Origin of the sequence: Bradyrhizobium sp. CCGUVB4N (assembly GCF_024199945.1) — a bacterium.
In the GTDB taxonomy this organism is placed as follows: Bacteria; Pseudomonadota; Alphaproteobacteria; order Rhizobiales; family Xanthobacteraceae; genus Bradyrhizobium.
Genome location: NZ_JANADP010000001.1, coordinates 3,531,129 through 3,556,385, shown reverse-complemented (window position 1 = coordinate 3,556,385; position 25,257 = coordinate 3,531,129). Strand labels below are relative to the sequence as shown.

At 63.7% G+C, this 25,257-nt stretch carries 24 protein-coding genes; 10 read left to right on the top strand and 14 right to left on the bottom strand.

Annotated elements, in window-relative coordinates:
* Positions 1 to 98: 98 nt before the first annotated feature.
* The 6 genes from ytfQ to NLM31_RS16035 all read right to left on the bottom strand — a co-directional run bounded on the left by ytfQ (position 99) and on the right by NLM31_RS16035 (position 6,628).
* Positions 99 to 1,064, bottom strand: coding sequence for a galactofuranose ABC transporter, galactofuranose-binding protein YtfQ (gene ytfQ / locus NLM31_RS16060; RefSeq protein ID WP_254130285.1), 966 nt, complete (start codon positions 1,062 to 1,064; stop codon positions 99 to 101).
* Between the two features lie 392 nt (positions 1,065 to 1,456).
* Entirely contained in the window at positions 1,457 to 2,629 is a 1,173-nt protein-coding gene (locus NLM31_RS16055; protein WP_254192841.1) for a fumarylacetoacetate hydrolase family protein, read from the bottom strand.
* 135 nt (positions 2,630 to 2,764) lie between these two features.
* Complete coding sequence (locus NLM31_RS16050) at positions 2,765 to 3,742, bottom strand: HEAT repeat domain-containing protein (RefSeq protein ID WP_254192840.1); 978 nt, start codon at positions 3,740 to 3,742, stop codon at positions 2,765 to 2,767.
* A gap of 2 nt (positions 3,743 to 3,744) precedes the next feature.
* Positions 3,745 to 3,978 carry a ferredoxin family protein gene (locus tag NLM31_RS16045; RefSeq protein ID WP_008141081.1) on the bottom strand — a complete coding sequence of 78 codons (234 nt, stop codon included), beginning with the start codon at positions 3,976 to 3,978 and terminating at the stop codon, positions 3,745 to 3,747.
* A 30-nt stretch (positions 3,979 to 4,008) separates the two neighbouring features.
* The gene (locus NLM31_RS16040) at positions 4,009 to 5,751 is read right to left on the bottom strand and encodes a fumarate reductase/succinate dehydrogenase flavoprotein subunit (protein WP_254192839.1); all 1,743 of its coding nucleotides are present in this window, start codon (positions 5,749 to 5,751) and stop codon (positions 4,009 to 4,011) included.
* 103 nt (positions 5,752 to 5,854) lie between these two features.
* Positions 5,855 to 6,628, bottom strand: a complete 774-nt coding sequence (locus NLM31_RS16035; RefSeq protein ID WP_254192838.1) for a ferredoxin--NADP reductase — start codon at positions 6,626 to 6,628, stop codon at positions 5,855 to 5,857.
* A 214-nt stretch (positions 6,629 to 6,842) separates the two neighbouring features.
* Between NLM31_RS16035 and NLM31_RS16030 the strand changes: the two genes are divergently transcribed.
* From NLM31_RS16030 to NLM31_RS16010, 5 genes are all read left to right on the top strand, one after another.
* Positions 6,843 to 7,139, top strand: coding sequence for a DUF971 domain-containing protein (locus tag NLM31_RS16030; protein ID WP_254196197.1), 297 nt, complete (start codon positions 6,843 to 6,845; stop codon positions 7,137 to 7,139).
* A 219-nt stretch (positions 7,140 to 7,358) separates the two neighbouring features.
* On the top strand, positions 7,359 to 8,132 hold the full coding sequence (locus tag NLM31_RS16025) for a Crp/Fnr family transcriptional regulator (protein ID WP_254192837.1): 774 nt from the start codon (positions 7,359 to 7,361) through the stop codon (positions 8,130 to 8,132).
* Between the two features lie 165 nt (positions 8,133 to 8,297).
* Positions 8,298 to 9,719, top strand: coding sequence for an ABC transporter substrate-binding protein (locus NLM31_RS16020; RefSeq protein ID WP_254192836.1), 1,422 nt, complete (start codon positions 8,298 to 8,300; stop codon positions 9,717 to 9,719).
* A gap of 35 nt (positions 9,720 to 9,754) precedes the next feature.
* Complete coding sequence (locus NLM31_RS16015) at positions 9,755 to 10,612, top strand: ABC transporter permease (RefSeq protein WP_254135346.1); 858 nt, start codon at positions 9,755 to 9,757, stop codon at positions 10,610 to 10,612.
* A complete protein-coding gene (locus tag NLM31_RS16010; RefSeq protein ID WP_254130277.1) occupies positions 10,609 to 11,481 on the top strand; it encodes an ABC transporter ATP-binding protein in 873 nt (290 codons plus the stop codon). Before NLM31_RS16015 ends, NLM31_RS16010 begins: the two co-directional genes overlap by 4 nt.
* Positions 11,482 to 11,616: 135 nt before the next feature.
* On the opposite strand, the gene NLM31_RS16005 is transcribed toward NLM31_RS16010, so the two are convergent.
* The 7 genes from NLM31_RS16005 to NLM31_RS15975 all read right to left on the bottom strand — a co-directional run bounded on the left by NLM31_RS16005 (position 11,617) and on the right by NLM31_RS15975 (position 17,909).
* Positions 11,617 to 12,675, bottom strand: coding sequence for a YeiH family protein (locus tag NLM31_RS16005; RefSeq protein WP_254192835.1), 1,059 nt, complete (start codon positions 12,673 to 12,675; stop codon positions 11,617 to 11,619).
* A 112-nt stretch (positions 12,676 to 12,787) separates the two neighbouring features.
* The gene (locus tag NLM31_RS16000) at positions 12,788 to 13,006 is read right to left on the bottom strand and encodes a hypothetical protein (protein ID WP_254192834.1); all 219 of its coding nucleotides are present in this window, start codon (positions 13,004 to 13,006) and stop codon (positions 12,788 to 12,790) included.
* 166 nt (positions 13,007 to 13,172) lie between these two features.
* Positions 13,173 to 13,886, bottom strand: coding sequence for an ABC transporter ATP-binding protein (locus NLM31_RS15995; protein WP_254192833.1), 714 nt, complete (start codon positions 13,884 to 13,886; stop codon positions 13,173 to 13,175).
* Positions 13,883 to 14,638 (bottom strand): ABC transporter ATP-binding protein, encoded by a 756-nt coding sequence (locus NLM31_RS15990; RefSeq protein WP_254192832.1) that lies wholly within the window; start codon positions 14,636 to 14,638, stop codon positions 13,883 to 13,885. The genes NLM31_RS15995 and NLM31_RS15990 overlap by 4 nt, the downstream gene beginning before the upstream one ends.
* Before the next feature lie 2 nt (positions 14,639 to 14,640).
* Positions 14,641 to 15,660: a branched-chain amino acid ABC transporter permease gene (locus tag NLM31_RS15985; RefSeq protein ID WP_254192831.1), complete on the bottom strand. Its 1,020-nt coding sequence runs from the start codon at positions 15,658 to 15,660 to the stop codon at positions 14,641 to 14,643.
* On the bottom strand, positions 15,657 to 16,559 hold the full coding sequence (locus NLM31_RS15980; RefSeq protein WP_254192830.1) for a branched-chain amino acid ABC transporter permease: 903 nt from the start codon (positions 16,557 to 16,559) through the stop codon (positions 15,657 to 15,659). Before NLM31_RS15980 ends, NLM31_RS15985 begins: the two co-directional genes overlap by 4 nt.
* A 90-nt stretch (positions 16,560 to 16,649) precedes the next feature.
* Complete coding sequence (locus NLM31_RS15975; RefSeq protein ID WP_254192829.1) at positions 16,650 to 17,909, bottom strand: ABC transporter substrate-binding protein; 1,260 nt, start codon at positions 17,907 to 17,909, stop codon at positions 16,650 to 16,652.
* Between the two features lie 171 nt (positions 17,910 to 18,080).
* Here NLM31_RS15975 and NLM31_RS15970 point away from each other — a divergent pair, with 171 nt between their 5' ends.
* The 3 genes from NLM31_RS15970 to NLM31_RS15960 are packed head-to-tail and all read left to right on the top strand — an operon-like array spanning position 18,081 to position 22,119.
* Entirely contained in the window at positions 18,081 to 19,574 is a 1,494-nt protein-coding gene (locus NLM31_RS15970; protein WP_254192828.1) for an AMP-binding protein, read from the top strand.
* A complete protein-coding gene (locus tag NLM31_RS15965) occupies positions 19,571 to 20,212 on the top strand; it encodes a TetR/AcrR family transcriptional regulator (protein ID WP_254192827.1) in 642 nt (213 codons plus the stop codon). The genes NLM31_RS15970 and NLM31_RS15965 overlap by 4 nt, the downstream gene beginning before the upstream one ends.
* Positions 20,209 to 22,119, top strand: coding sequence for an NAD(P)/FAD-dependent oxidoreductase (locus NLM31_RS15960; RefSeq protein WP_254192826.1), 1,911 nt, complete (start codon positions 20,209 to 20,211; stop codon positions 22,117 to 22,119). The genes NLM31_RS15965 and NLM31_RS15960 overlap by 4 nt, the downstream gene beginning before the upstream one ends.
* 14 nt (positions 22,120 to 22,133) lie before the next feature.
* Here the strand turns inward: NLM31_RS15960 and ald are convergent, their stop codons facing one another.
* Positions 22,134 to 23,249 (bottom strand): alanine dehydrogenase, encoded by a 1,116-nt coding sequence (ald, locus tag NLM31_RS15955; RefSeq protein ID WP_254192825.1) that lies wholly within the window; start codon positions 23,247 to 23,249, stop codon positions 22,134 to 22,136.
* 134 nt (positions 23,250 to 23,383) lie between these two features.
* On the opposite strand from ald, the gene NLM31_RS15950 reads away from it, so the two are divergent.
* The gene (locus NLM31_RS15950) at positions 23,384 to 23,863 is read left to right on the top strand and encodes an Lrp/AsnC family transcriptional regulator (RefSeq protein ID WP_187437017.1); all 480 of its coding nucleotides are present in this window, start codon (positions 23,384 to 23,386) and stop codon (positions 23,861 to 23,863) included.
* A gap of 199 nt (positions 23,864 to 24,062) precedes the next feature.
* The gene (locus tag NLM31_RS15945; protein WP_254192824.1) at positions 24,063 to 25,250 is read left to right on the top strand and encodes a cupin domain-containing protein; all 1,188 of its coding nucleotides are present in this window, start codon (positions 24,063 to 24,065) and stop codon (positions 25,248 to 25,250) included.
* The last annotated feature ends 7 nt before the right edge of the window (positions 25,251 to 25,257 follow it).

Sequence of the window (25,257 nt, the reverse complement as noted above, 5' to 3'; positions counted from 1 at the left end):
GGCGCCCGCTTATGCTGCGGACACCCAGCCTATTCGTTCGTGCGGCGGATGCGAAGGGGGTGCCGGACCGCACGGAGCGGCCCGGCGAGACGCCCGCCTCAGTAACCGAGGCCCTTCTTGCTGTCGTATTCCTTCTGCGGATCGTCGGCGGCGGTGAGAAGCCGGGATTCGGTCTGGATCCACTTCGGCGGCACGGTGCCCTTCTCCTTGAACGCCGCGACGGCATCGAAGGCCGGCCCCGCCATATTCGGCGTCAGTTCGACCGTGGCATTGGCCTCGCCGGCCACCATCGCCTTGAAGATGTCGGGAACTGCGTCGATCGAGACGGTCAGGATGTCCTTGCCCGGCTTGAGGCCCGCCTCCTTCATCGCCTGGATGGCGCCGACCATCATGTCGTCATTATGCGCATAGACCGCGCAGATGTTCTTGCCGCCGCCTTCGGCCTTGATGAAGCTTTCCATCACTTCCTTGCCCTTGGCGCGGGTGAAGTCGCCGGTCTGGCTCCGCACCACCTTCAAATTGGCGTGCTTGGCGATGGCGGTGTCAAAACCCTTCTTGCGATTGGCAGCGACGCTTGCGCCGACCGTACCCTGCAGTTCGACGACATTGCAGGCCTTGTCGCCGACGGTCTTGGCCAGCCATTCGCCAGCGACCGCGCCTTCATGCACGCTGTCCGAGGTGACGGCGGTGAGATAGAGGTCCTTGCCGGACGGATCGATGTCGCGGTCGAGCAGCACGACCGGGATCTTGGCTTCCTTGGCTTCCTTCAGCACCGAATCCCAGCCGGTCGACACCACGGGTGCGAGGAAGATCGCGTCGACGTTCTGCGCGATGAAGGAGCGGATCGCCTTGATCTGGTTCTCCTGCTTCTGCTGCGCATCGGCGATCTTGAGATTGACCTTGCGCTTGCTGGCCTCCTGCTTGGAGACCGACGTCTCGGCCGCGCGCCAGCCGGATTCCGATCCGATCTGCGAGAAGCCGACGGTGAGCTCGGCCGCATTGGCCGGCAGCGCGAGCAACAACGCGGCCGTGGCGCTGGCCGCAAAAAGGGCTTTGAAGGTCATCAGGCGTGTCTCCCAAAATGTTGTCCGGGGCGCCATTTGGTAACATGACACCCTCAGGCCGGCCTTTGAGGCGGCGGGAGGGACTATTTCACGGAAGTCTGCGCTCGTATAGTCATATTATTTGACTATTTGGACGAATGACGCGGGGATGCCGACGGCCGCGCAGATGATGCGCCAAACACGACCTTGTTCCACTGATGCAACGCGGAGATGAAGGCGATTTGCGATCGCGTGTTTTCGTCGTGCCCGGGCTTGTCCCGCCTGCGCGGCCGAAGCCGCTTCGGCGCGGCGAAGGCCCGGGCATCCACATTCCTCGTACCGGAGCAAGACGTTGATGGCCGGGGCAAGCCCGGCCATGACGGAAGAACTGAGCGCTGGGAGCGGCGAAGAAACTAGATCAGCTTGCGCTGCGCCAGGTTCTTCATCAGCGCGCCGATGCCGAACGTCCAGGGCTCGCACTCGTCGCTGGTGCGCATACGGTTGACGAGCTTGCCGAGTTGAGGCGCTGAAATCGTGACGATGTCGTCGCGCTTGTGGGTGAAGCCCTGCCCCGGCGCCTCGCGATCCTTGACCGGCGCGAACATCGTGCCGAGGAACAGAACGAAGCCATCAGGATATTGATGCACCTTGCCGATGGTCTGCGCGACGAGGTCGGTCGGATCGCGGCTGATCATGCTGATCGAGGAATGGCCGTCGAGCACGAAACCATCCGCGCCCGTCACGTTCAGGCTGATATCGAGCTTGCGCGCATCGTCGAGCGTGAAGGTTTCGTCAAACAGGCGCAGCAGCGGTCCGATCGAGCATGAGGCGTTGTTGTCCTTGGCCTTCGACAGCAGCAGCGCCGAGCGACCCTCGAAGTCGCGCAGATTCACGTCGTTGCCGAGCGCACCGCCGACGATCTTGCCGCTGCTGGAGACGAACAGCACGAGCTCCGGCTCCGGATTGTTCCAGGTCGACTTCGGATGCAGTCCGGCATCCATTCCGGTCCCGACCGAGGACAGGGTCGGCGCCTTGGTGAAGACTTCGGCATCGGGGCCAATGCCGACTTCGAGATATTGGCTCCAGGCGTTCTGGTCGATCAGCACCTGCTTCAGATGCATCGCCTGGTCCGAGCCGGGCTTGAGTTTTGACAGATCGTCGCCGATCAACCGCGTCACTTCTTTCCGGATCGCTTCGGCCGAGGCCGGATTGCCCTTGGCTCGCTCCTCGATCACGCGTTCCAGCATCGAGATGGCGAAGGTGACGCCGGCAGCCTTCAAGGTCTGGAGATCGACCGGCGCGAGCAGCCAGGGCTTTTTCGGGTCGCGCCCATCGGGTGCCGTGTTGGCGACGATGGCTTCGAGATCGCCGATGCGCTCGCCCTTGGTCGCGGCAAGGGCCTTGGCCGGATTGTCCTCTTCGCAGAGGGCGCTGACCGTCGCGAATTTCGCGGTGACGTCGAAGACACCGTCGGCGCGCACGGCAACCACGGCCGGGCCGCTCGCCTGCGGCAGCCAGACGCGACCGACCAACGTTCCCTTCGTTCCATCCTCGGGAAGAAGGTCCTTAACCGTCAAACTCGTCATGGCCGGCGTCCTCGCTGTTTCTCAGAATCGGCCACTTTCGCGAGCGGCCGATCCCATTGGCGAAGACCAATAAACGTCTGGCGGGGGAAGTCCAGAGCGGCAGGCCGCGCCGCCGCTATGCCCCCGCCCGCGGCTTTATGCCCCCGCTCGCGCTTTACGCGCCGCGATCTGCTGCAGCGCCCAGCGCGCATTCTTGCGGACATCCGGATCGGCATCGTCGGCGATGACGGCCAGGAACGCCTCACCATCGGGATGGGCGATCTCGCCGAGCGCGGCGGCCGCCTCTTTGCGCAAATTCGCCTGGTCGTGGTTGATGCAATTGCCGATCGGCCGCACCGCGCGCTCGATCTTCATCTTGCCGAGGCTGCGGATCGCCTTCAGCCGCACCTGCCAGAACTCATCGGCGAGAGCGCCGACGAGCTGGTCGGCGGCGATCGAACCGTTGACGTTGAGACCGAGCGTTTCCGCCGCCATCTCGCGGACCATCCAATCGGCGTCCTTCAAGGCTCGCGTGATCGTTTCGGCCGCGGGCTTCATCTGCGAAAAGGCCAGCGCGCTCACAGCGGCACGGCGGACATGCGCATCGGGATCGTTGATCAGCGCGGTCAGCGCGGGAATGGATTCCTCCAGTTTCAGAAAGCCGATCACGCCGATCGCCTGCACGCGCACGGCGGCATCGGAATCCTGCAGCGCTTCCAGCGCGGGCTTGAGCGTATCCTTGCGCCGCAACTCCTTCAGCGCGCGCAGCGCGCCCATGCGGACGAAGGCATGGGCATGCTTGACCAATGGCAGGATGACATCTGCACAGGCAGGATCCTTGAACTCGGCCATGCTGTCGGCCGCAGCCGCTGCAACGATCCGTTCCGGGTCGACCAGCAGCTTCACCAGCGCGCTTGCGGCCTCCGGCCCGTCGAATTCGCCGAGCGCCATCGCGACCTGCTGACGGACGCCGGCGTCGGGATCGGTCACGATACCGGCGAGATGACCGACCGCGGCGGGGTCGCCGGAATGACCGAGCGCGATGATGGCGACGCGGCGCTCGGCGGGATCGGCGGCCTGAAGCCGCTCGTCGGCGTCTTCGAGATCGTCGTAGGATTCGAACGGGCTCGACATGCTCACCTCAAGAGATAGGGAATGTTGACGGTGACGGCGCCGGTCGGGCAATCGGCCTCGCAGGGCATGCAGTACCAGCATTCGTCATAGGCCATGTAGGCCTTGCCGGTCATGTCGCTGATGCGCAGCACATCGAGCGGGCAGACGTCGACGCAGACGGTGCAGCCCTTGTCGGCAATGCATTTGGCGTCGTCGACGACCACCGGGACCGATGTCTGATAGGACGCGAGAGGCATTTGATGTCTCCTGTTGCTAGGTGCGGTGGATCAGGCGGTGGCGCGGATGCGCTGCTTGTCGTAGAGATCCTTCTCGTCGTCCGCGATCGGAACGACATAGGGCTCGACCGCGCGCTTCTCGCTGGTCATCTTGCCGTTCTGCTTGCTCAGCAGCGTGTGGCAGAACCAGTTCTCGTTGTCCTTCTCGGGGAAGTCCGTGCGCCAGTGGTAAAGGCCCCAGCGGCTTTCCTCGCGGTAGAGCGAGGCGTGCACGGCCATGTCGGCGCAGTCCATGATCGACTGCACTTCCAGCGCGCGGAGCAGCTCATGCGCATTGCGCGCGATCATATGCTCCTGCATGTCCTGGCGCGTCTCGGCGAGACGGCGCATGCCGAGCTCGTATTTACGCGTAACCTTCGGCGGTTGAAGATAGTCATTCACCAGCCGGCGCGTCTTGTACTCGACCTGGTTCGGCGGAATGCCGTCCTCGCGCCTGGTCGGCGCCAGCACGCGGTCACGCTCCTTCGCGACATCGGCCGCATCGAACTCGGCAAAGTCGTGATTGTCGGCGAACTCCATCGCGTCGATACCGGCGACCGAACCGTTGGTGAATGCGCCGAGCATGTAATTGTGCGGCACGCTTGCCATGTCTCCGGCGGCATAGAGACCTGGCACGGTGGTGCGGGCGTTGTCGTCGACGAACACGCCCGAGGCGCTGTGACCGGAGCAGAAACCGATCTCCGAGATGTGCATCTCGATCGAGTCGTTGCGGTAATCGACGCCACGTCCTTGCTGGAACAGCCCGCGCGTCGGCCGCTCCACCTTGTGCAACGTGGACTCGATCTCCGAGATGGTGTCGGGATGGAGATGCTTGAGCTGGAGGAACACCGGGCCCTTGCCTGACAACAACTCGTTATAGAACTCCAGCATCATCTGGCCGGACCAATAGTCGCATTCGATGAAACGGGAGCCTTCGTTGTTGGCCGTGAAGGCACCGAATGGACCGGCCACGTAGGCGCAGGCCGGGCCGTTATAATCCTTGATCAGCGGATTGATCTGGTAGCATTCGAGGTTCGCGAGCGCGGCGCCGGCGTGATAGGCCATCGCATAGCCGTCGCCGGAATTGGCGGCATTCTCGTACGTGCCGAACATGTAGCCGGAGGTCGGCAGGCCGAGCCGGCCGGCGGCGCCCATGCAGAGGATCACGGCCTTGGCCTTGATCACCAGGATCTCGGCGGTACGGGTGTTGACGGAGATCGCACCGGCAATACGGCCGTCTCCGGACTTCAGCAGCCGCGTCGCCATGTAGCGGTTGGAGATGAGGATGCGGGCACGGCGGAGCTGGCGGTAGAGTGCCTTCTTCACGGTCTCGCCGTTCGGCATCGGCAGAACGTAGGTGCCGATGTGGTGGACCTTCTTGACGGCGTAGTCGCCGTTCTCGTTCTTCAGGAAGCGAATGCCGAAGCTGTCGAGCTCCTCGATGATTTTGTAGCAGTTCTGCGCGTATTTATAGACCGCCTTCTGATCGACGATGCCGTCATTGGCGATGGTGATTTCCTTGGTGTACTGCTCCGGCGTTGCATAGCCGGGGATGACGGCGTTGTTCAGCCCGTCCATCCCCATCGAGATCGCGCCGGAGCGCTTGACGTTGGCCTTCTCGAGCAGAACGACATTGGCCTTCGGATTCTTCAGCTTCGCCTTCAGCGCTGCCATCGGGCCGGCCGTGCCGCCGCCGATCACGAGCACATCGCAGGAAACCTCCGAAAGTCCGTCGACGATCTGATCTAGTGCCATCGCTTGCTCCTGGTTCGCCGCGTGTCCGGCGCCTTTGCATCAGATTTGTTCAGGGGACGTCCCGGCGATAGCAATTAGTTGTCGCCGGGAGCCGATTTGCGCCTCAGCGCTCGACGAAGGCCTTCTCGATCACGAAATGGCCGGGCTGGCTGTGGTTGCCCTCGACAAAACCGCGCGCGGAAAACATCGCGGGGAGTTCCTCGAGCATCGCCGGACTGCCGCACAGCATGATGCGATCGGTTGCGATATCGAGACCGGATTGGGCGATGTCGTCGAACAGCTGGTTGGAGGCGATCAGATCGGTGATGCGGCCGCGATTCCTAAACGGCTCGCGGGTGACGGTCGGGTAGTAGACGAGCTTGTCGCGGATCAGAGATCCGAAAAATTCGTGATTGCGCAGGCCGTCGACGACGTGCTCGCCATAGGCAAGTTCGGAGACCTGGCGACAGCCATGGGCAAGCACGATGGTCTCGTAATTCTCGTAGACGTCGGGGTCTTTGATCAGGCTTGCGAACGGCGCGAGGCCCGTGCCGGTCGAGAGCAGCAGCAGGCGCTTGCCGGGAATGAGATTGCCGGTGATCAACGTGCCGGTCGCCTTGCGGCCGACCAGGATGATGTCGCCTTCCCTGATCTTCTGCAGGCGCGATGTCAGCGGGCCGTCCTGTACCTTGATCGAGAAGAATTCGAGCGCCTCCTCGTGATTGGCGCTGGCCATGCTGTAGGCCCGCATCAACGGCTTGCCGTTGACCTCCAGGCCGATCATCGCGAACTGACCGTTCTGGAAGCGGAAGCCGGGATCACGTGTCGCGGTGAAGCTGAACAGGGAGTCGGTCCAGTGCCTGACCGACAAAACCGTTTCCTTCTGAAATGCGCTCATGGTCTCTCCTTAGCCCTCGATGACGCACAAGGTTTCGGAGAGACGGGAGTCCGGCAATTCGGAAGTGAAATTCCCGGTCGATTAGTTTCACATTTCGCGGGCGGTGATTGAAGGCGAGGCAGCAAGAACGCGCGACCACGCCGATACTGGCAATTAGTTGCTATTCGCGCGTGCCGGCGCCGACGTAGAGACTAGCAGGACGTTCATCATGACCATGACCCTGGTGGCACCGACCGTGGCCGACTACGAAACAAGCGCCGATCTCGCGACGCTCCTCGTCCGCACCACCGAAGGCGGCGCACTCAGCGTCCCGGCGGAGACACTCCGTCTCTCCTGCAAATGCGCCCACTGCACTCGCGCCCGCTTCGACGACCGCTTCCCGGAAGCGTTTCCGGGCATCGCCATCACCGAGATCGGCGACCTCGGTTATGGGGTGAACATCTCGTTCTCGGATGGGCACAATCGCGGCATTTATCCGAAGCCGTATTTGCTGAGCCTGGCGGGGCGATAGGCGCCGAGCGTCCCCCCCCCGCTCCGCTGTCATTCCCCGCGAAGGCGGGGAATCCAGTACGCCGCGGCCTGTCCGTAACCCATTGACGCCTCTGGAATACTGGATCGCCCGCCTTCGCGGGCGATGACATCGAGGTGGATGGCGAGACTTCGTTCCAGTCCCCATCTGGCACGGACATTGCTCCTCTTTAGAACGATTTCAACGTTCCGGAGGAAGACGATGTTGCAGGCGGCGAATGCGGTTCGCGGGACTGTCCCCCCGGCAGTCCGGCCTGCGGGCAGCTCCTCGCTGCTGCTGACCGAGAACCAGCAATGGATCGGCGGGCCGCCGCCACTGATGGACAAGCTCACCCAGCGCGAGCGCGAGCTGGTGCTGAAGCAGGGCCGGCGAAAAGTGCTCAACCGCGGCCAGACGCTGTTCAGCCAGGGTGGCAAGCATGACGGCATCTGGCTGATCGAGAGCGGTCGTATCCGCGTGTTCTACACCTCGCCACTCGGGCGCGAGATCACGCTCGCCTATTGGCATGTCGGCAATTTCGTCGGCGGGCCCGAAGTGTTCGAAGGCACCGTGCATCAATGGTCCGGCGTCGCATCCAGCAATTGCAGCGTGGTGCACCTGCCCGGAAAGGAACTGCGGTCGCTTGCCGCAGAGATCCCGAACCTCGCGATCGGCCTCATCGAGGGCCTGACCTTCAAGGGCAAATGCTATTCTGCGCTGGCCCAGATGCTGGGAACGCGCTCGATCACGCAGCGCCTCGCGCATCTGTTGCTGCATCTCGTCGAGCTCTACGGCGTCGAGGACGCCGACGGGCGCGTGATTGCGGCTGCCTTCACCCACGCTGACATCGCTCACATGGTCGGCGCGACCCGGCAATGGGTCACGATCAGCCTGAAGCGCATGCAGGAGAAGGGAATCGTGGTGACCAAGCGCTCGCAGATCGTGGTGTGCCGGACCGACATTCTGGAAGAGATGCGCGGCCAGAGCGGCGACTAGAGCCGGTGCACAGGCAAGCGGCTTTATAGTGCAGGGCTGCCCAAGGAGTATGCAATCAGCTTTTCCCGGCAACTAATCGACTGCGGTCATCATTCCGGATTTGCCCTGTCGGTGCCCTCCCCCAATCATGGCAACCACAGCACATCCAACCGAATGAGGATGAAAATGGTCCGCCATCTTCCCACGCTCTCGATCGCGATGTCGGTGACGTCGCTGGCGCTGCTCCTCGCGCAGCCGGCTTCGGCGGAAACCGTTACCCTCGGCATCGGAACGCAGGACACCACGACCAACACGGTGACCGCGGGCGTCGTCATCCGCCAGCTCCATCTCCTCGAAAAATACCTGCCCAAGGAGGGCAAATACGCCAACATCAAGTTCGAGCTGGAGTGGCAGAATTTCACGTCCGGTCCGCCCGTCACCAACGCGATGATGGCGAACAAGCTGCAGATCGGCATGATGGGCGACTATCCGCTGATCGTGAACGGCTTCACCTTCGACAGCAATCCCGAGAGCAAGAGCCGGTTGATCGGCATCGCCGCCTACAGCCTTTCCGGCTCCGGCAACGGCATCGTCGTCCACAAGGACTCGCCCTATTACGATCTCGCCGATCTCAAGGGCAAGCTCGTCAGCGTACCCTTCGGCTCCGCCGCGCACGGCATGGTGCTGAAGGCGATGCAGGACCGCGGCTATGCGGCCGATTTCTTCCAGCTCGTCAGCCAGAGCCCGGAGGTCGGCTCGACCAACCTCCAGGAGAAGAAGATCGACGCGCATGCCGACTTCGTCCCCTTCGCCGAGTTGCTCCCCTTCCGCGGCTTCGCGCGAAAGATCTTTGACGGCGTCGAGACGAATCTGCCGACCTTCCACGGCATCGTCGTCCGCACCGATTTCGCCGAGAAATATCCGGAGGTCGTCGTCGCCTACCTCAAGGCGCTGATCGCCGCCAACCAGTGGCTGCGTGACGATCCCAAGCTCGCCGCCGAGAAGATCCAGGAATGGACCGGCATCAACAAGGAAGTCGTCTACATCTTCTTGGGTCCCAGCGGCAACATGACCACAGACCCGACGGTCAAGCCGGCGCTGATCGATGCGGCCGCGACCGACGTCAAGGTGCTGCAGAATCTCGGCCGCATGAAGGAGTTCGATCCGAAGAAGTGGGTCGACGACAGCTATATCCGCAAGGCGTATGCTGAGATGAAGCTCGACTATGACGCACAGCTTGGAAGCACCAAGAACTACGAAATCACCGGCGAAGACGCGTTCTGCAGGAAGCCGATCACCGATCCGCGCAAGGCCGGCGAGGTCTGGGTCGACGACGCCGGCATCCTGCCGTTCTCGTCCGCTGCTTGCACGCTCGGCGCCTATGCCGACTTCAAGGCCAAGGGCAAGAAGATCAACGTCGCCTACGTTTTCGACACCACGCGCGGCATCAAGTTGTTCGCCGACCAGGCCTTCTTCGCGGTCGGCAATGGCGACGTCGCGCCGTTCCTGCTCAAGAAGGACGCGGAGGCCTACGCCGCCAAGATCAGCGGTAAGGTGCTCGGCTTCGACGACGCGGTGAAGACGGCCGTCAGCGGAGGGAAGACGTGAGCAGCCCCGCGATCCTCAGACAGCGCGACGACAGCATGCCAGCCGCAACCGTGGAGGCGGCTCCCGCACCGCCCGCGCCGCCGCCCTCTTTCGGCACGCTCGCGTTGCGCTGGTACCGGCTGAACCAGGGACGACTGCGCGCGACCGCGATCGGCATCATCTCACTGCTCGCCTTCCTGCTGGTGTGGCATCTGCTCACGACCTACCGCGTCGTATTCTTCGTGCGCTTCACCAATGTGCCCTCGCCGCTGGCGGTCTATGCGAGCTTCACCAAGGCGATCCACGATCCCAAATTCCTGATGCACATCGTGCTGAGCTGCCGCCGCATCTTCATCGGCTTCTCGCTGGCGGCGATCGTCGGGGTGCCGCTCGGCCTGATCATGGGCCGCTTCAAGCTGGTGCATGAGATCATCTTCCCGGTCGCCGAAGTGCTACGGCCGATCCCGGCGATCGCCTGGGTGCCGATGGCAATCATGCTGTGGCCGACCAACGAACAGAGCATCGTCTTCATCACCTTCCTCGGCTCGTTCTTCCCGATCCTGGTCAACACGCTCCACGGCATGTCGCTGGTCGATCCCGTGCTGGTGCGCGCCGCGCAATGTCTCGGCGCGCGCGAGCGCTCGATCTTCCGCGAGGTGTATTTTCCGGCATCGCTGCCGCACATCTTCACCGGCCTCACCATCGGCATGGGCGTCGCCTGGGTGTCGCTGATCGCGGCCGAGATGATCTCGGGCCAGTACGGCATCGGCTATTTCACCTGGGAAGCCTATTCGCTGGTCCAGTATGCCGACATCGCGCTCGGCATGATCGCGATCGGCGTGCTCGGCCTCGGATCGAGCCTGCTGATCAGGGCCGCAGGACATCTGGTGATGCCGTGGAGGTCGACGAGATGAGCGAGATTCTGGCGAGCGAACCGAAGGGCCACATCGAGGTCAGAAACTTCTCCCTCAGCTATGACAGCATCGAGGGGCCGGTTCAGGCCGTCACGGACACGCAGATCCACGTCAAGCCGGGCGAGTTCGTCTCCATCGTCGGCCCTTCCGGCTGCGGAAAGTCGACGCTGCTCAATGCGGTCGCGGGCTTTCTCAAGCCGACCACGGGCATTGTCACGGTCGATGGGGAGCGCGTGAATGGCCCCAGCGCCGAGCGCGGCATGGTGTTCCAGCAATATTCGCTGTTCCCCTGGAAGACGGTGCGGGAGAATGTCGAGTTCGGCCTGAAGATGCGTGGCATGCCGCGCTCGCAGCGCGAACGCGCCGCGCGCACGCTGCTCGGGCTCGCGGGCCTCGAAGCCTTCGAGAAGCACTATCCGGAAAAGCTCTCCGGCGGCATGAAGCAACGCGTCGGCATCGTCCGCGCGCTCGCGACGGGCCCGAAGGTCCTGCTGCTGGACGAGCCCTTCGGCGCCCTCGACGCGCAGACCCGCGTCATCATGCAGCAGATCCTCACCAACATGTGGCAGCGGCTGAAGATTTCGGTGCTGTTCGTGACCCACGACATCGACGAGGCGATCTTCCTCTCCGACCGCGTCTACTGCATGACCGCACGTCCTGGCTCGATCAAGGCCGAGATCCCGATTCCCCTGGAGCGGCCGCGGCAGCAGTCGATGATGATGTCGTCGGAGTTTTTGGCCTTGCGGCGCGGGCTGATGTCGCTGATCCGCGAGGAGAGCCTGAAGGCGATGGGCGGTGAGATCAGCGACATGGGCATGCAGGGGCTCAACATCGAGCTGCATGGCCATTCCCTGGCGGATGTGATTTGATTCACTCCCGCTAGCGGGCATGGCAGTCTCGTAGAGTGGGCAAAGCGAAGCGTGCCCACGACTATCTCGACGTTCGAAAGATGGTGGGCACGGCGCTGCCACGCCTTTGCCCACCCTACGGCAGCGTCGCCCTGATCACTTGAACCAGTGCACCAGCGCGATGCTGATCCCCAGCAGCAGCATCAGCGACAGCGTTACCGCCGCCGTCACCCTGCCTCCGACGTTCGCCAGCACGCGCACGTCAACACCGAGGCCCAGCGCAGCCATCGACACCACCGTGAGGAAGCTGGTGATCTTCGTCACTGGTCCCACCACCGTGCCCGGCACGATCTCGAGCGAGCGCAACGTCGCCAGCGCGAGGAAGCCGAGGATGAACCACGGCACCAGGCGGAAGAAGCCGACATTGGTCTTCTTGGCACCGGTCTGCCAGCGCGAGGCCACCAGTGACAGGCCGACGACCACGGGCCCCAACATCAGCACGCGCATCAGCTTGACCAGCGTGCCGATCTGCGTGGAGATCAGGCCGGCCGGCACCGTCGCCGCGAGCACCTGCGGCACAGCATAGACGGTCAAGCCCGCGAGGATGCCGTATTGCGTGGCGGTGAGCTGCAACAGCGGGATCAGCAGCGGCAGGCCCAGCACCATCATCACGCCGAGGATCGCGGTGAAGGAGATCGAGGATGCGATCTCGTCGCTGTTGGCACCGATGATCGGTGCCACCGCCGCGATGGCGGAATTGCCGCAGATGGAATTGCCGCAGGCGATCAGGATCGACAGCCGCGTGGACAGGCCAAGCAAACGGCTAAGACCGAAGGAGACGCAAAGGGCCACCACGACCACGGCCGCGATCGACGCCAAAAGGGCGATGCCCGAGGCCGCGATGGCGGCAAAGCTGATGGAGGCGCCCAGCAGCATGACCGCGACTTCAAGCAGCTGCTTGGCGCTGAAGGCAATGCCGGCCTGCCAGCGTGGGGCCGGCTTCCAGAAGCTGCGCACGGCCATCCCGAGCAGGATCGCCATCACCAGCGCTTCGACATAGGGATGCTCGAAAACGCCCAGCTCCGCTCGTTCGAGCAGGGCCGAGACGCCGGCCACGGCGATGCAGAGAAGAATGCCGGGAATCAGCGCGAGAATGCGGCTTACGGCAGTGGTCGGCTTGGAATCGGCCGGGCTGGATGCTTGATTCTGCGACACAAATCTCTCCCAGAGGAGAAAGATTTATACGCACGGCGCTCGGGTTGGGGAATAAGTTTTCAGCATATCAGGGCCGAGGGAAGTTCTATCCTCAGCCCCGGAATAACCCGGCTCAGAACAACAGCTTCTTGGCGAGCGAAGCCATGTGGCTGAAGCTGTCATAGACGCCCGGCTCGAAGAAAGCCGCGCGCGCCACCACAATCGCGGCGACCAGCGACCAAAACAGGCCCGTGCCGGCCCGCAGCACGAGCTTTGCGGCGCGCGACTTCGGCTGGGTATCCGTTGCCGAGACCAGCTGCTCGCCGAAGGGCTCAAATCCAGTGCGTTCCATGGCTATGTCAATCCATCAAATTCTGGATGGAATGTCGTCGTTTCGGCCCCAAACGGCAATGGAAGCGATTGGCGTATTTGCCCCCCGAAGGGGAAACTCCTTCCGCCGGGCGCCCATGACGCAATAGTTTTCTTCTTCCGGCCCATTTGGACACCGGCGGCCCGGCTTAGAGGGCCAGATAGCGCCGCCGAATGGCGTCATTGGCCTTCAGCTCGTCGATCCCGGCCGCATAGACGATCTGGCCCTTGTCGATGACCGTGGCATGGCTCGCCAGCCCCAGGCAGAAATGCATGTTCTGCTCGGCGATCAGCACCGTCGAGCCGAGCTGGCGGAGCTGCCGCAACAACTCGCCGATCCGCTGCACGATGATCGGCGCGAGCCCTTCGCTCGGTTCGTCGAGCAGCAGCAGCGCCGGGTTGCCCATCAGCGTGCGCGCGATCGCCAGCATCTGCTGCTCGCCGCCGGACAGGCGGCCGGCGATGCGATGGCGCAGCGGCTCGAGCAGCGGAAACACCTCGTAGATGCGCTTGATCGGCCACTCGTCCTGGCCGTCAGGACCCTTCTTGCGACCGATGACGAGATTGTCCTCGACGGTGTGCTCCGGGAAGATCTGACGATCCTCCGGCACGAAGCCGAGCCCGGCGCGCGCGATGTGATGCGGCTTCCGGCCGGAGACGACCGCTCCGCGCAGACTGACTTTGCCGCGCCGCGGTGGCGCCAGGCCCATGATCGCCTTCATCGTCGTCGACTTGCCGGCGCCGTTGCGCCCGAGCAGTGCCATGGTCTCGCCCTGCCGCACCGACAGGCCGACGCCGAACAGGATCTGGCTGGTGCCGTAATAGACGTCGAGATCGGCGACTTCGATGACGGCAGCGCTCATGCGGCGGCTCCGGCATGCTCGGTGCCGAGATAGGCGTCGATCACGGCGCTGTTGCTGCGGATCTCGTCCGGCGTGCCGGTCGCGAGGATGCGGCCGTAACAGAGCACGACGATCTTGGGCGCGATCTTGAACACGATGTCCATGTCGTGCTCGATGAAGACGACGGTGATCTTCTGGGTCTCCCAGAGCTCGCGCACCTTGTCGATCATGCGCCAGCGCTCCTCCGGGCCCATGCCGGCGGTCGGCTCGTCCAGCAGCAACACCTTTGGTTCGAGCACCAGTGCCAGCGCGATGTCGAGCAGCTTCTGGTCGCCATGCGACAGTGTCGCCGCGGTGCGATTGCGCTTTCCCGCGAGGCCCAGCAGCTCCATCACATGTTCGGCGCGGTCGCGCGTCTCCGGCAGCGGAAAGCGTTTGTGCAGCACTGCCGACGAGCGTTGGTCGGCGCTGACGGCGGCAAGCATGGTCTCCTGCACCGTTAGCGACCTGAAGATGCTCGCGACCTGAAAGGCACGGCCGATGCCGTGACGCACGATCTCCGGCGGCGAACGGCCGGCGAGATCGACGCCGTCGAGCAGGACCTGGCCGGTGTCAGGTTTCAGCGCGCCGGTGATGAGGTTGAAGAAGGTGCTCTTGCCGGCGCCGTTCGGGCCGATGACCGCGGTGAGCGAGCCGTCGGGGAAGTCCAGTGAGACGTCGTTGGTCGCCTTCACGCCGCCGAACGACTTTACGAGGTTGCGGATCTCGAGCATCGCTAGCGCCCCTCGCCTGCATCGCGCCGGTGCGCAAACCATTCGGCGACGAAATCCAGGAGGCCTTTGCGCAGGCCCAGCGCAAAGAACAGGATGACAACGCCGAGCACGATGCCATGATATTCAGTGAAACGCGTGACGGTGTCGTTGAGCAGGAGCAGCAGCACGGTACCGACCATCGGCCCCAAAAAAGTCGAGACGCCGCCGAGCATGTTGATGAAGATGCCCTCGCCCGAGATCGTCCAGTAGGCGAACTCCGGATAGGCGCCGGAGACGAACAGCGCCATCACCATGCCGCCCATCGCGGCGAACAGCGCCGCCAGCACGAAGACGGTCAGCTTGGCGCGCCAGACGTCGATACCGAGGAAGCTCGCGCGCGCGGCGTTGTCGCGGATCATGCGCAACGTGTAGCCGAACGGAGATTGCGCGATCTGGCGCATCGCCAGCAGGCCGAGGATCAGCAGCGCGCAGCTCGCGACATAGAGATGGACGTGATTGGCGAGATCGATGCCGAGGAACACCGGGCGCGGAATACCGCCGCGCAGGCCCTGGTCGCCGCCGGTGAAGGAGGCCCAGGACAAAATGGTCGAGTGGATCAGCATCTGGAAGGCCAGCGTGACGAAGGCGAAATAGATCTCCTTCAGCCGCACGCAGATCGCGCCGATGATGGCGGCGATGACCGCCGTGATCGCAAGCGTTGCGACGAAGGCGACCGGAATGGGTACGCCGAGCTTCTGCATGATCAGGCCGAAGCTGTAGGCACCAAGGCCAAAGAACATGCCGTGACCGAACGAGGTCAAGCCGGTATAGCCGACCAGCAGATTGAGCGAGGTCGCGAACAGGCCGTAGGCCGAGCAGCGAATGACGAAATCGAGCAGCGCCTTGCTGCCCGTGAACAGCGGCAGGCTCGCCAGCACGGCGAAGGCAATCAGCGCGATCAGCACGTCGCGGTAGCGATGCAGCAACGCGCCGTCGCGCCCCGGTGCCAGCGCTTGCGCGCGCCCGGCCTCCAGTTCGGTCATGCCGCCTCCTTGCCGAACAGGCCGGTTGGCTTGGAGACCAGCACGATCACCATGAACAGGTACATCAGGCCTTCCGTGAACAGGGGAAAGCCGAGCGAACCGAAGGACCTGATCAGGCCAAGCAGTAGCGCACCGATCAGAGCGCCCAGGATCGAGCCCATGCCGCCGATCACGGTGACGATGAAGGATTCGATCAGCACCGAGAAGCCCATCCCGGGCGTCAACGACCGCACCGGCGCGGCCAGCGCGCCGGCCAGACCCGCCAGCATGCCGCCGAGCGCGAACACGCCGCCATAGATCAGGCCGGTGTTGATGCCGAGCGCGGACACCATGCCGGGATTATGCGCCGCGGCACGGATCACCTTGCCGATGCGGCTGCGCGACAATCCAATGCCGAGCACGATCGCCGCAACAAGCGCGATGCCGATCAGCAGGAGGTAATACGGCGGCACCACGCCGCCCGCGATGAACAGCGGCATCACCTGGAACGCCGCCGGCATACCCATCGACTTGAATTCCGGTCCCCAGATGATGCGCACGACGTCGTCGAAGATCAGCACGAAGGCATAGCAGACGAGGAGCTGCATCAGCACGTCGGCGCCATAAACGCGACTCATGAAGAAGCGCTCGAAGATCAGGCCGAGAATGGCGGTGCCGGCCGCGCCCGCCAGCATCGCCAGCGCAAAGCTGTCGGTGAGATGATAGGCTGTCATCGCGAAATAGGCACCGAACATATAGAAGGCGCCATGGCTGAAATTGACGACCTTCAGCACGCCGAAGATCAGCGTCAGCCCGACCGCGACCAGGAACAGCAACATGCCGATGATGAGGCCGCTGGTGGTTTGCGTCACCAGGCAGGCGGAGCTGGAGAGGCAGCCGGTGAGCGCGTCGAGATCCACGGGAGCACTTTCATTGTCGTGCGCCAAAGGCGGCGCGGAAAACGAAACAAAGATGGCGGAGACGGCTGCCCGTCCCCGCCCTGCGCGTGATCAGATATAACCCTTGCTCTTCTTCCACTCGGTCTCGAGCTCGAAGATCGTCTTCCAGTCACCGGCCTTGACCTCGGGCACGTAAGGCTCCTGTGGGATCGTGGTACCCCAGCCGATGGCGTAACCGACCAGCGTGTGGTCGTCGCCGCGCATCGTCACGGTGCCGTCGGCGCCGAACGGGCACTTGATGGTGAGGCCCTTCAGCACCTCCGCGATCTTCTTGCCGTCGGTGGAGTTCGCTTTCTTGGCGGCGTCCGCGAGGAACATCACCGCGGTCGCGTTCTGCCACGACCAGTTGGTCGGATACTCGTTGTACTTGGCTTTGTAGGCATCGCCCCAGGCGGCGTTCTCCGGCGTGGTCGGGAACGTCTTGATGTAGCGATTGCCGGAATGAATGCCCTTGGGCAGGTTCTTCACCACGGTGAGCGCGGTGTAGTCGGCCATGTTGACCGCGAACACCTCCATCTGCGTGAACATCGCGTAGATGTTGGCCTGGTCGATATAGGAAGTGAGATCGCCGCCCCATAGGCACGAGTACAGCGCCTGCGGCTTGGCCTGCAGGATCTTGGTCACGACCTCGGTGTAGTCGGGCTGGAACAGTTTTGGCCAGGATTCGCTGATGACCTCGACGTCGGGCGCGAAGCGCTTGAGATACAGCGTGAACTCGCCCGTGGTGTCGCGGCCATAGGCGTAATCCGGTGAGCAGGTCGCCCACTTCTTCAGGCCCTTCGCTTTCGCTATCGCAGCCGCGTAGCTGCCGCCGACGATGGAATCGTGAATGCCTTGCCGCACACAGCGGAACGCGTTCGGGATGTGCTGCTTCGGATCGGCCGTCAACGAGGACGCTTCCGAGCAGGTGTGGACGCAGAGCACGCCGAGATCGCGCGCCACTTCATGCACCGCGAACGAACCGGACGACGCCTCGCCGTCGATCAGCCATTCGCAGCCATCGGTATTGACGAGTTCGCGCGCGACGCGGGCGGCTTCTTGCGGCTGGCCCTTGGAGTCACGGATTACCATCTCGATCTGTCGGCCCGCGAGACCACCGGCGGCGTTGACCTTGTCGACCTCGAGCATCACCGCATTGCGCGACGACGTGCCGAGCTGTGCGACGCGGCCCGACAAAATCGTCGGCATGCCGATCTTGATGGTCTTGGCCTGCGCGCGTGCCACCCATGGGGCGGCAAACGTCATCGCGCCGGCGCCCATCAGCGCCAGTGTCGAACGGCGGCTGATGCCCGGCGTGCGGGTTCTCGTCATCTTCCCCTCCCTCTTTCGGGTCGGCGTTTCCTGATTCCTGTCGGAGATCGTCTCGTCTCCGTAGGCATGAGGATTTCAGAGCAAGGGGGGTGACGTCAAGCCAATTATGAATTATGAGTCAGAATTCATCATCCGAGGAAACAGGGCCGTAACTGGCCCAAAGCCCGTCAAATGATCAATCTTTCGAGCTTCATCGCCTTTCACGCCCGGCAAACGCCGGACCGGCCCGCGCTGAAATACCGCGGCGAGGCGATTTCCTACGCCGCCTTCGACGCGCGCGTCCGACAGGCCGCGGGCTGGCTTGCGGCCCAGGGCATCGGGGCGAGCGACGTCGTGGCCGTCCTGATGAAGAACAGCGCGGCGTTCCTGGAGCTCGTCTTCGCCACCAGCCATCTCGGCGCAGTGTTGTTGCCGATCAACTTTCGGCTCTCGCGCGATGAGGTCAGCTACATCGTCGGCAATGCCGCGGCGCGGCTGCTGATCGTCGACGAGGAATTGGCGGCGAATGCAGCCGGCGCGACGATTGTCGTACTCGACGAAGCCGCGCAGCAGAGCGTGACGCGGCTTGCGAGTGACGCGCCCCCGGCTCCGATGCATGTGCGCCAGCCATCCGACCTGATGCGGCTGATGTACACTTCGGGCACGACCGACCGCCCCAAGGGCGTCATGCTGACCTACGCCAATTTCTATTGGAAGTCGGCGGACCAGACCATCGCGCTGGGCATCAGCACCGATACACGCCTGCTCGTCGTCGGTCCGCTCTATCACGTCGGCGCGCTCGATTTGCCCGGCATCGCCGTGCTTTGGCATGGCGGCTTCATCCATGTCGAACGCAATTTCGAGCCGGAGACCGCGCTTGCGGCGATCGCCGACGACAGGCTCAACGCCGCATGGTTCGCGCCCGTCATGACCACGGCGATGCTCACCTGCCCGACCCGCGATCGCTACGACGTCTCGAGCTTGAAATGGGCGATCGGCGGCGGCGAGAAGACGCCGGAGTTGCGCATCCGTGCCTTCTCCGAGTATTTCCGCAATGCGCGTTACATCGATGCCTATGGCCTGACCGAGACCGTGGGCGGCGACACCTTTATGGAAGCCGGCCGCGAGATCGAGAAGATCGGCTCGACCGGCCGCGCCATTGCCCATGTCGAGATCGAGATCCGCGACGAGGACGGCAAGACGCTGCCGCCGAACGTCAACGGCGAGATCTGCCTGCGCGGACCGAAGATCACACGCGGCTACTGGAAGGATCCGGAGAAGACGGCGTCTGCCTTTTTCGACGACTGGTTCCGCAGCGGTGACATCGGCTATCTCGACGACGACGGCTTTCTGTATCTCACCGACCGCAAGAAGGACATGATCATCTCCGGCGGCGAGAACATCGCCTCCTCCGAAGTCGAGCGCGTGATCTACGATCTGCCTGAAGTACGCGAGGTCGCGGTGATCGGCCTGCGCGATGCACGCTGGGGCGAGCGTCCCGTCGCCATTGTCGTGCTGACCGAAGGCACAAGCCTTGCGCTCCCTGCCCTCACCGAGCACTGCCGCGCACGATTGGCGAGCTTCAAGGTACCGAAAGAGCTGATCATCCGCGACAGCCTGCCGCGCAATCCGTCGGGTAAAATTCTCAAGCGCGTGCTGCGCGCCGAGCTGGAGACGTCTGAATGACGCAAGCGAATGCCAAGGTCACGAAGCTCAACCGCGTCGAGCGCAACGCCTGGACCAAGCAGAAGATCTTTGACGCCGCGACCAAGGTCGTCGGCAAGCATGGCTATGCCGAAGCTTCCGTCGCCCGGATCACCGAAGAAGCCGGCGTCGCGCAAGGCACGTTCTACAATCATTTCGAGAACCGGCAGGAACTGCTCGACCAGCTCTTGCCCAAGATCGGCCTCGACATGGTCGAGTTCATCCGCGCGCGCACGGGCACGGCGGACGCGGCACGACAGGAGATCGCGCGTTTCTCCGCCTTCTTCGACTTCATCCGTGAGGTGCCGGAATTCCTGCGCATCCTCAACGAGGCCGAGTTTTTTGCGCCGATCGGCTACCAGAAGCATCTCGACAACATCTCGGTCGCCTATGTCCGCATCTTGCGTCGCGCGCGAGGGTCAGGCGCAATCGCGGATTACAGCGACGAGGAGTTCGAGGCGATCGTGCACATGCTGATGGGCTCGCGTGGATATCTCAGCCGACGCTATTCCTATTCGGCCGACGGCGTCACCGCCGTGCCGGACCACGTCATCTCCGCCTATCGCAAGCTGATGACGCGCGGCCTCTTCAGTGCATCCGGAGATCAGGACACGCCATGAACATCGAATCTCCCCGCCAGCCGCTCGACCTCGCCTCGGCGATTGCCGAAGCCGACATCCGCTGCCTGCTGATGGTGCTGGTGCACATGACCGGCGACACGCGCTGGCTCGAACCGCCCTATCTGCCCAAGCGCGACATCCGTCTCATCCCCGACCCCGAGGCCGGTGTGCCCCGCGAGATCCAGGACGAAATCCGCGCCGCCGTCGTCAAGCTCTTTGCCGATGGCACCCCGACGCCTGTCATCACCGATCCCGGCGAAGAGCTGCTACTGAAGATGATGCGCGCGTGCCTCGGCGAAAACGTCGCGCCGGAATATGCACCGCTGATGCGCGAGGAGATGGGCTTTGTGTCGCGCGAGCCGCGCTGGACCAAGCAGCCTTCGGACGGAAAGCTTGCGGACCAGCACGTTCTGATCGTCGGCGCCGGCGTCTGTGCCATCGCGCTTGGCGTGGCGCTCGGCCATCTCGGCATCCCCTACACTATCGTCGAGAAGAACGCCGAACTCGGCGGTACCTGGTGGATCAACCGCTATCCCGGCTGCGGCGTCGACACGCCGAACCACTCCTATTCCTACTCGTTCGGCTCGGGCAATGCGTGGACGCGCTATTTCTGCCAGCGCGAGGAGCTGCTCGGCTATCTGCTCAAGGTCGCCGACGAATACGGCATCCGCAAGCATCTGCGCGTCAACACCGAGCTGACGGCATCGCGCTGGGACGACGGCAAGCGGCGCTGGATCTCGACGCTGAAGACGCAGGCGGGCGACGAGACCTTCGAATCCACCGCGCTGGTCTCGGCCATCGGGCAGCTCAACGATCCCTCACGCGCCCACTTCAAGGGCGAAGAAAACTTCAAAGGCACGATACTTCACTCGGCGCTGTGGTCGGACGACATCAAGCTCGACGGCAAGCATGTCGCCGTGATCGGCACCGGCGCGACATCGATGCAGCTGGTGCCGGCGATCGCGGACCGTGTCGCCTCGGTCACCGTCTACCAACGCAGCGCGCAATGGGCACGGCCGGTGAAGGGCTATGCCGACCCGATCAGCGAAGGCGCGCGCTGGCTGCTCGCGCACCTTCCCTTCTATGTGCAGTGGTACCGCTTCAACATGTTCTGGCGCTATGGCGACGGCTTGCTGCCGTTCCTGCGCAAGGATCCGGCCTGGCCCCATCCGGAGCGTGCCGTCAACAAAGGCAACGACCGGCATCGTCAGGAGCTGACCGACTTCATCCTCACCGAGCTGAAGGACCGGCCCGACCTGATCGAAAAATGCGTGCCGACCTATCCGCCGTACGGCAAGCGCATCCTGCTCGACAACAATTGGTTCAAGACCTTGACGCGCGACAATGTCGAGCTGGTCACCGACGCGATCGACCATTTTGATGAAAGCGGCATCGTCGCCGCCGACGGTGAGCGCCGTCCCGCCGACATCATCGTCGTCGCGACCGGCTTCAAAGTGACGGAGATGGCCGCGCGCCTCAACATCAGCGGTCGCGACGGCAGGAATTTGCGCGAGGCCTGGGCCAACGACAATCCGACAGCATTCCTCGGTCTCACCGTGCCAGATTTCCCCAACTTCTTCTGCATGCTCGGCCCGAACTCAGGGCCGGCTCATGGCGGCAGCGTCATCTTCCAGTCCGAATGCCAGAGCCGTTACATCTCCGCCTGCCTCGTTAACATGATCGAGCACGACGTTGCCGCCATCGACGTCCGCCCGGACGTACTCGACGACTATGTCCGCAAGGTCGATACCGAGCACGAGGCGATGATCTGGACCCATCCGGGCATGAGCACCTACTACCGCAACGCGAGCGGCCGCGTGTTTTCGGCGATGCCGTGGCGTTTCGTGGACTATTGGCGCATGACGCACGATCCGGATCTCGGGCAGTACCGGCTGACGAAGGCATAAACCTCACCACATCGTCAGGCCGCGAGTTCACTCCCCACCGGCGCAAAGTCCATCCCGAGACTTTCCGCGACCGCCTTGTTGGTGATGCGGCCGCGATGCACGTTCAGCCCATTGCGCAGATGCGGACTTTCCAGCACGGCGGCAAAGCCCTTGGCAGCGAGCATCAAACCGAACGGCAGCGTCGCATTGTTCAGCGCCTGGCTCGACGTCACCGGCACCGCGCCCGGCATGTTGGCCACGCAGTAATGCACGACGCCATCGATCTCGTAGGTCGGCTCCGCATGCGTGGTCGCATGCGAGGTCTCGAAGCAGCCGCCCTGGTCGATCGCAACATCGACCAGCACGGCCCCCGGCCGCATCGATTTGAGCATCGCACGCGTCACGAGCTTTGGCGCGCTGGCGCCGGGCACCAGCACTGCGCCGATCACGACATCGGCGGAAAACACCTCCTCCTCGACCGCCTCGATGGTCGAGAAACGGGTGCGTACCCGCCCGAGAAAGACATCGTCCAGCTCACGAAGACGAGGAATCGAGCGGTCGATCACAGTGACTTCGGCACCGAGGCCTGCGGCCATGCGCGCGGCCTGGGTTCCCACCACGCCGCCCCCGAGCACGACGACGCGCGCCGGCTGCACGCCGGGCACACCACCGAGCAGCAGCCCGCGACCGCCGGCCGATCGCTTGAGCGCGGCGCCGGCGGCCTCGATGGCGAGGCGGCCGGCGACTTCGCTCATCGGCGCGAGCAGGGGGAGGTGACCGGCCGCGTCGGTGACGGTTTCATAGGCGACCGCGGTGCAGCCGGACGTGAGCAGGCCCTTGGCCTGTTCGGGATCCGGCGCAAGATGGAGGTAGGTGAACAGGATCTGGCCTTCGCGGAGCTGGGTCCATTCGCCCTTCTGCGGCTCCTTCACCTTCACGATCATGTCGGACTTGGCAAAGATGTCGCGTGCGCTCGCGGCGATGGAGGCCCCTGCCCGCTGATAGACCTCGTCGGACGCGCCGATGCCGCTGCCGGCGCCAGTCTCGACCGTCACTTCATGTCCGGCTGCGACGTATTCGCGGACCGCGCCCGGGGTGAGCCCGACGCGATATTCCTGGACCTTGATCTCCTTGGGCACACCGACACGCATCCTCAGCTCCTTTTTGATTCCCCCCGTGATCGTAGCGACGAGGCCGGTTTGGTTTCGTGCAAATATCCGCTAGCTTTGGCCGTCCCGCGCCCGTTTCGGTCGTGGAAATGTCCTTTGACGCTGGAATCAAAACCTTGGCCCTCGACCGGAAAGATCTCGCGATCCTCGCGGAACTCACAACCAATGCGCGCGCCAGCCACACCGAGCTCGCCAACAAGGTCGGCCTCTCCAGCACCGCGCTGGCGCGGCGGCAGAAAACGCTGGAGGATGACGGCTACATCCAGGCCTACCAGGCCGCGCTCGATCTGGCGCAATTCGGCCTCACCACCACGGTGCTGGTGCGCATCGCGCTGGAGAGCCAGAGCGACGAGGCGCTGAAGGCGTTCGAGGCGGAGGTGGTGAAGTGCCCCTCCGTGGTGCGCTGCTTCCTGATGTCGGGCACCGACGACTACATCCTGATCGTGCTCGCCCGCGACATCCAGGATTTCGAGCGTATCCATCGCACCGAGCTGTCGCGCCTGCCACGCGTGGCGCGGGTGCAATCGAGTTTTGCCTTGCGCGAAGTCGTCAATCGCGCGGTGCCGACGGTGGTGTTCGGCGAGACGAAGCGGTAGCCGAGTCGTCCGCGGCGCGCGCGGTCGCGCCGTCAAGCGCATCACTTCACAGTCGCATTCATTCCGGCATCAAAGATAATTGAGGCCAATTCAGCCGAACGGTTGAGGCGCAACGGGCGCCTTCGCGGACCTATGAAGGTGTGCAGCATCGCCGTTTTCGCGATCCGTTTCATACAACCTTTCGGTTTTGAGGTCTTCGATGTTCAAATCCAGCCGCCGTCTTTTCATTCAATCCGTTGCATTCGGTGCCGGAGTCCTCGGCGCCGCCAAATCCGCGCTCGCAGCGCCCGATGGACATGCTGCCGGCTACGACGTCGCCCCGGCATCCGAGTTCCTGAAGACGATCCCGCGGAAATCAGGTGATCCCGTGGTGTTCACGGCCTCGCTCGACAAGGGACCGATCAAGGCCACATCCGGTGGCTGGGCGCGCGAGGTCACGACCCGCACGCTTCCGCTCGCGACCGGAATTGCCGGCGCGCATCTGTTCGTCAACGCGGGCGGCGCCCGCGAAATGCATTGGCACAATTCGGCCGAATGGGCCTATCTCGTCGACGGCCATTGCCAGGTGACGGTGGTCGATCCCGAGGGCCAGCTCGAAGTCGCCAACCTTGGGCCTGGCGATCTCTGGTTCTTCCCGAAGGGTCACAGCCACGCCATCCAGACGCTGGGGCCAGCCCCCTGTCACGCCATCCTCGCCTTCGATGACGGTCTCTATTCCGAGCACGGCACCTTCGGGATCAGCGATTGGATGAGCCGCTACGACGCGCCGGCCTTGTCCCAGGCGCTGGGCGTTTCCACGGAGACCTTCAGCCCGAATCCGAAGGCCGAGACCTACATCATGCAGGGCGAGGTGCTGGCGCTCGACGGTCCGCAGGCAAAAGTCGCCCGGGCGCTGGAGCGCGACCGCACCCACCGCTTCGCACTGATGGCGCAGAAGCCGCGCGTGAGCACGGCGGGCGGTCAGCTTTACGTCGCCTCCGCCAAGGAGTTTCCGGTCTCGAGCACCATGACCGGAACCGTGCTCAAGCTCAAACCCGGCGCGATGCACGAACCGCATTGGCACACCGACGCCAACGAATGGCACTACGTCCTGAAGGGACGTACGCGCGTGACCTTGTTCGCGTTCGACAAGCGGGTCGCGGTTGCAGACATCTCGGCCGGAGAATGCGCCTACATCCCCGCCAATTGCGGACACTCCATCCAGAACATCGGCCAGGAGGATGCCGAAGTGATCGGTGTGCTCGACAGCGGCACTTACCACGAAAGCAGCCTCGGCGACTGGCTGGCGAAGGCGCCGCGCCATCTGCTTGCCAATAATTTCGGCGTCTCGGAGGCGGCCGTGGCCAATTTCGGGCGCAAGCGGATGGTCATCGCCAGCGCAAGCTGAGCACTGT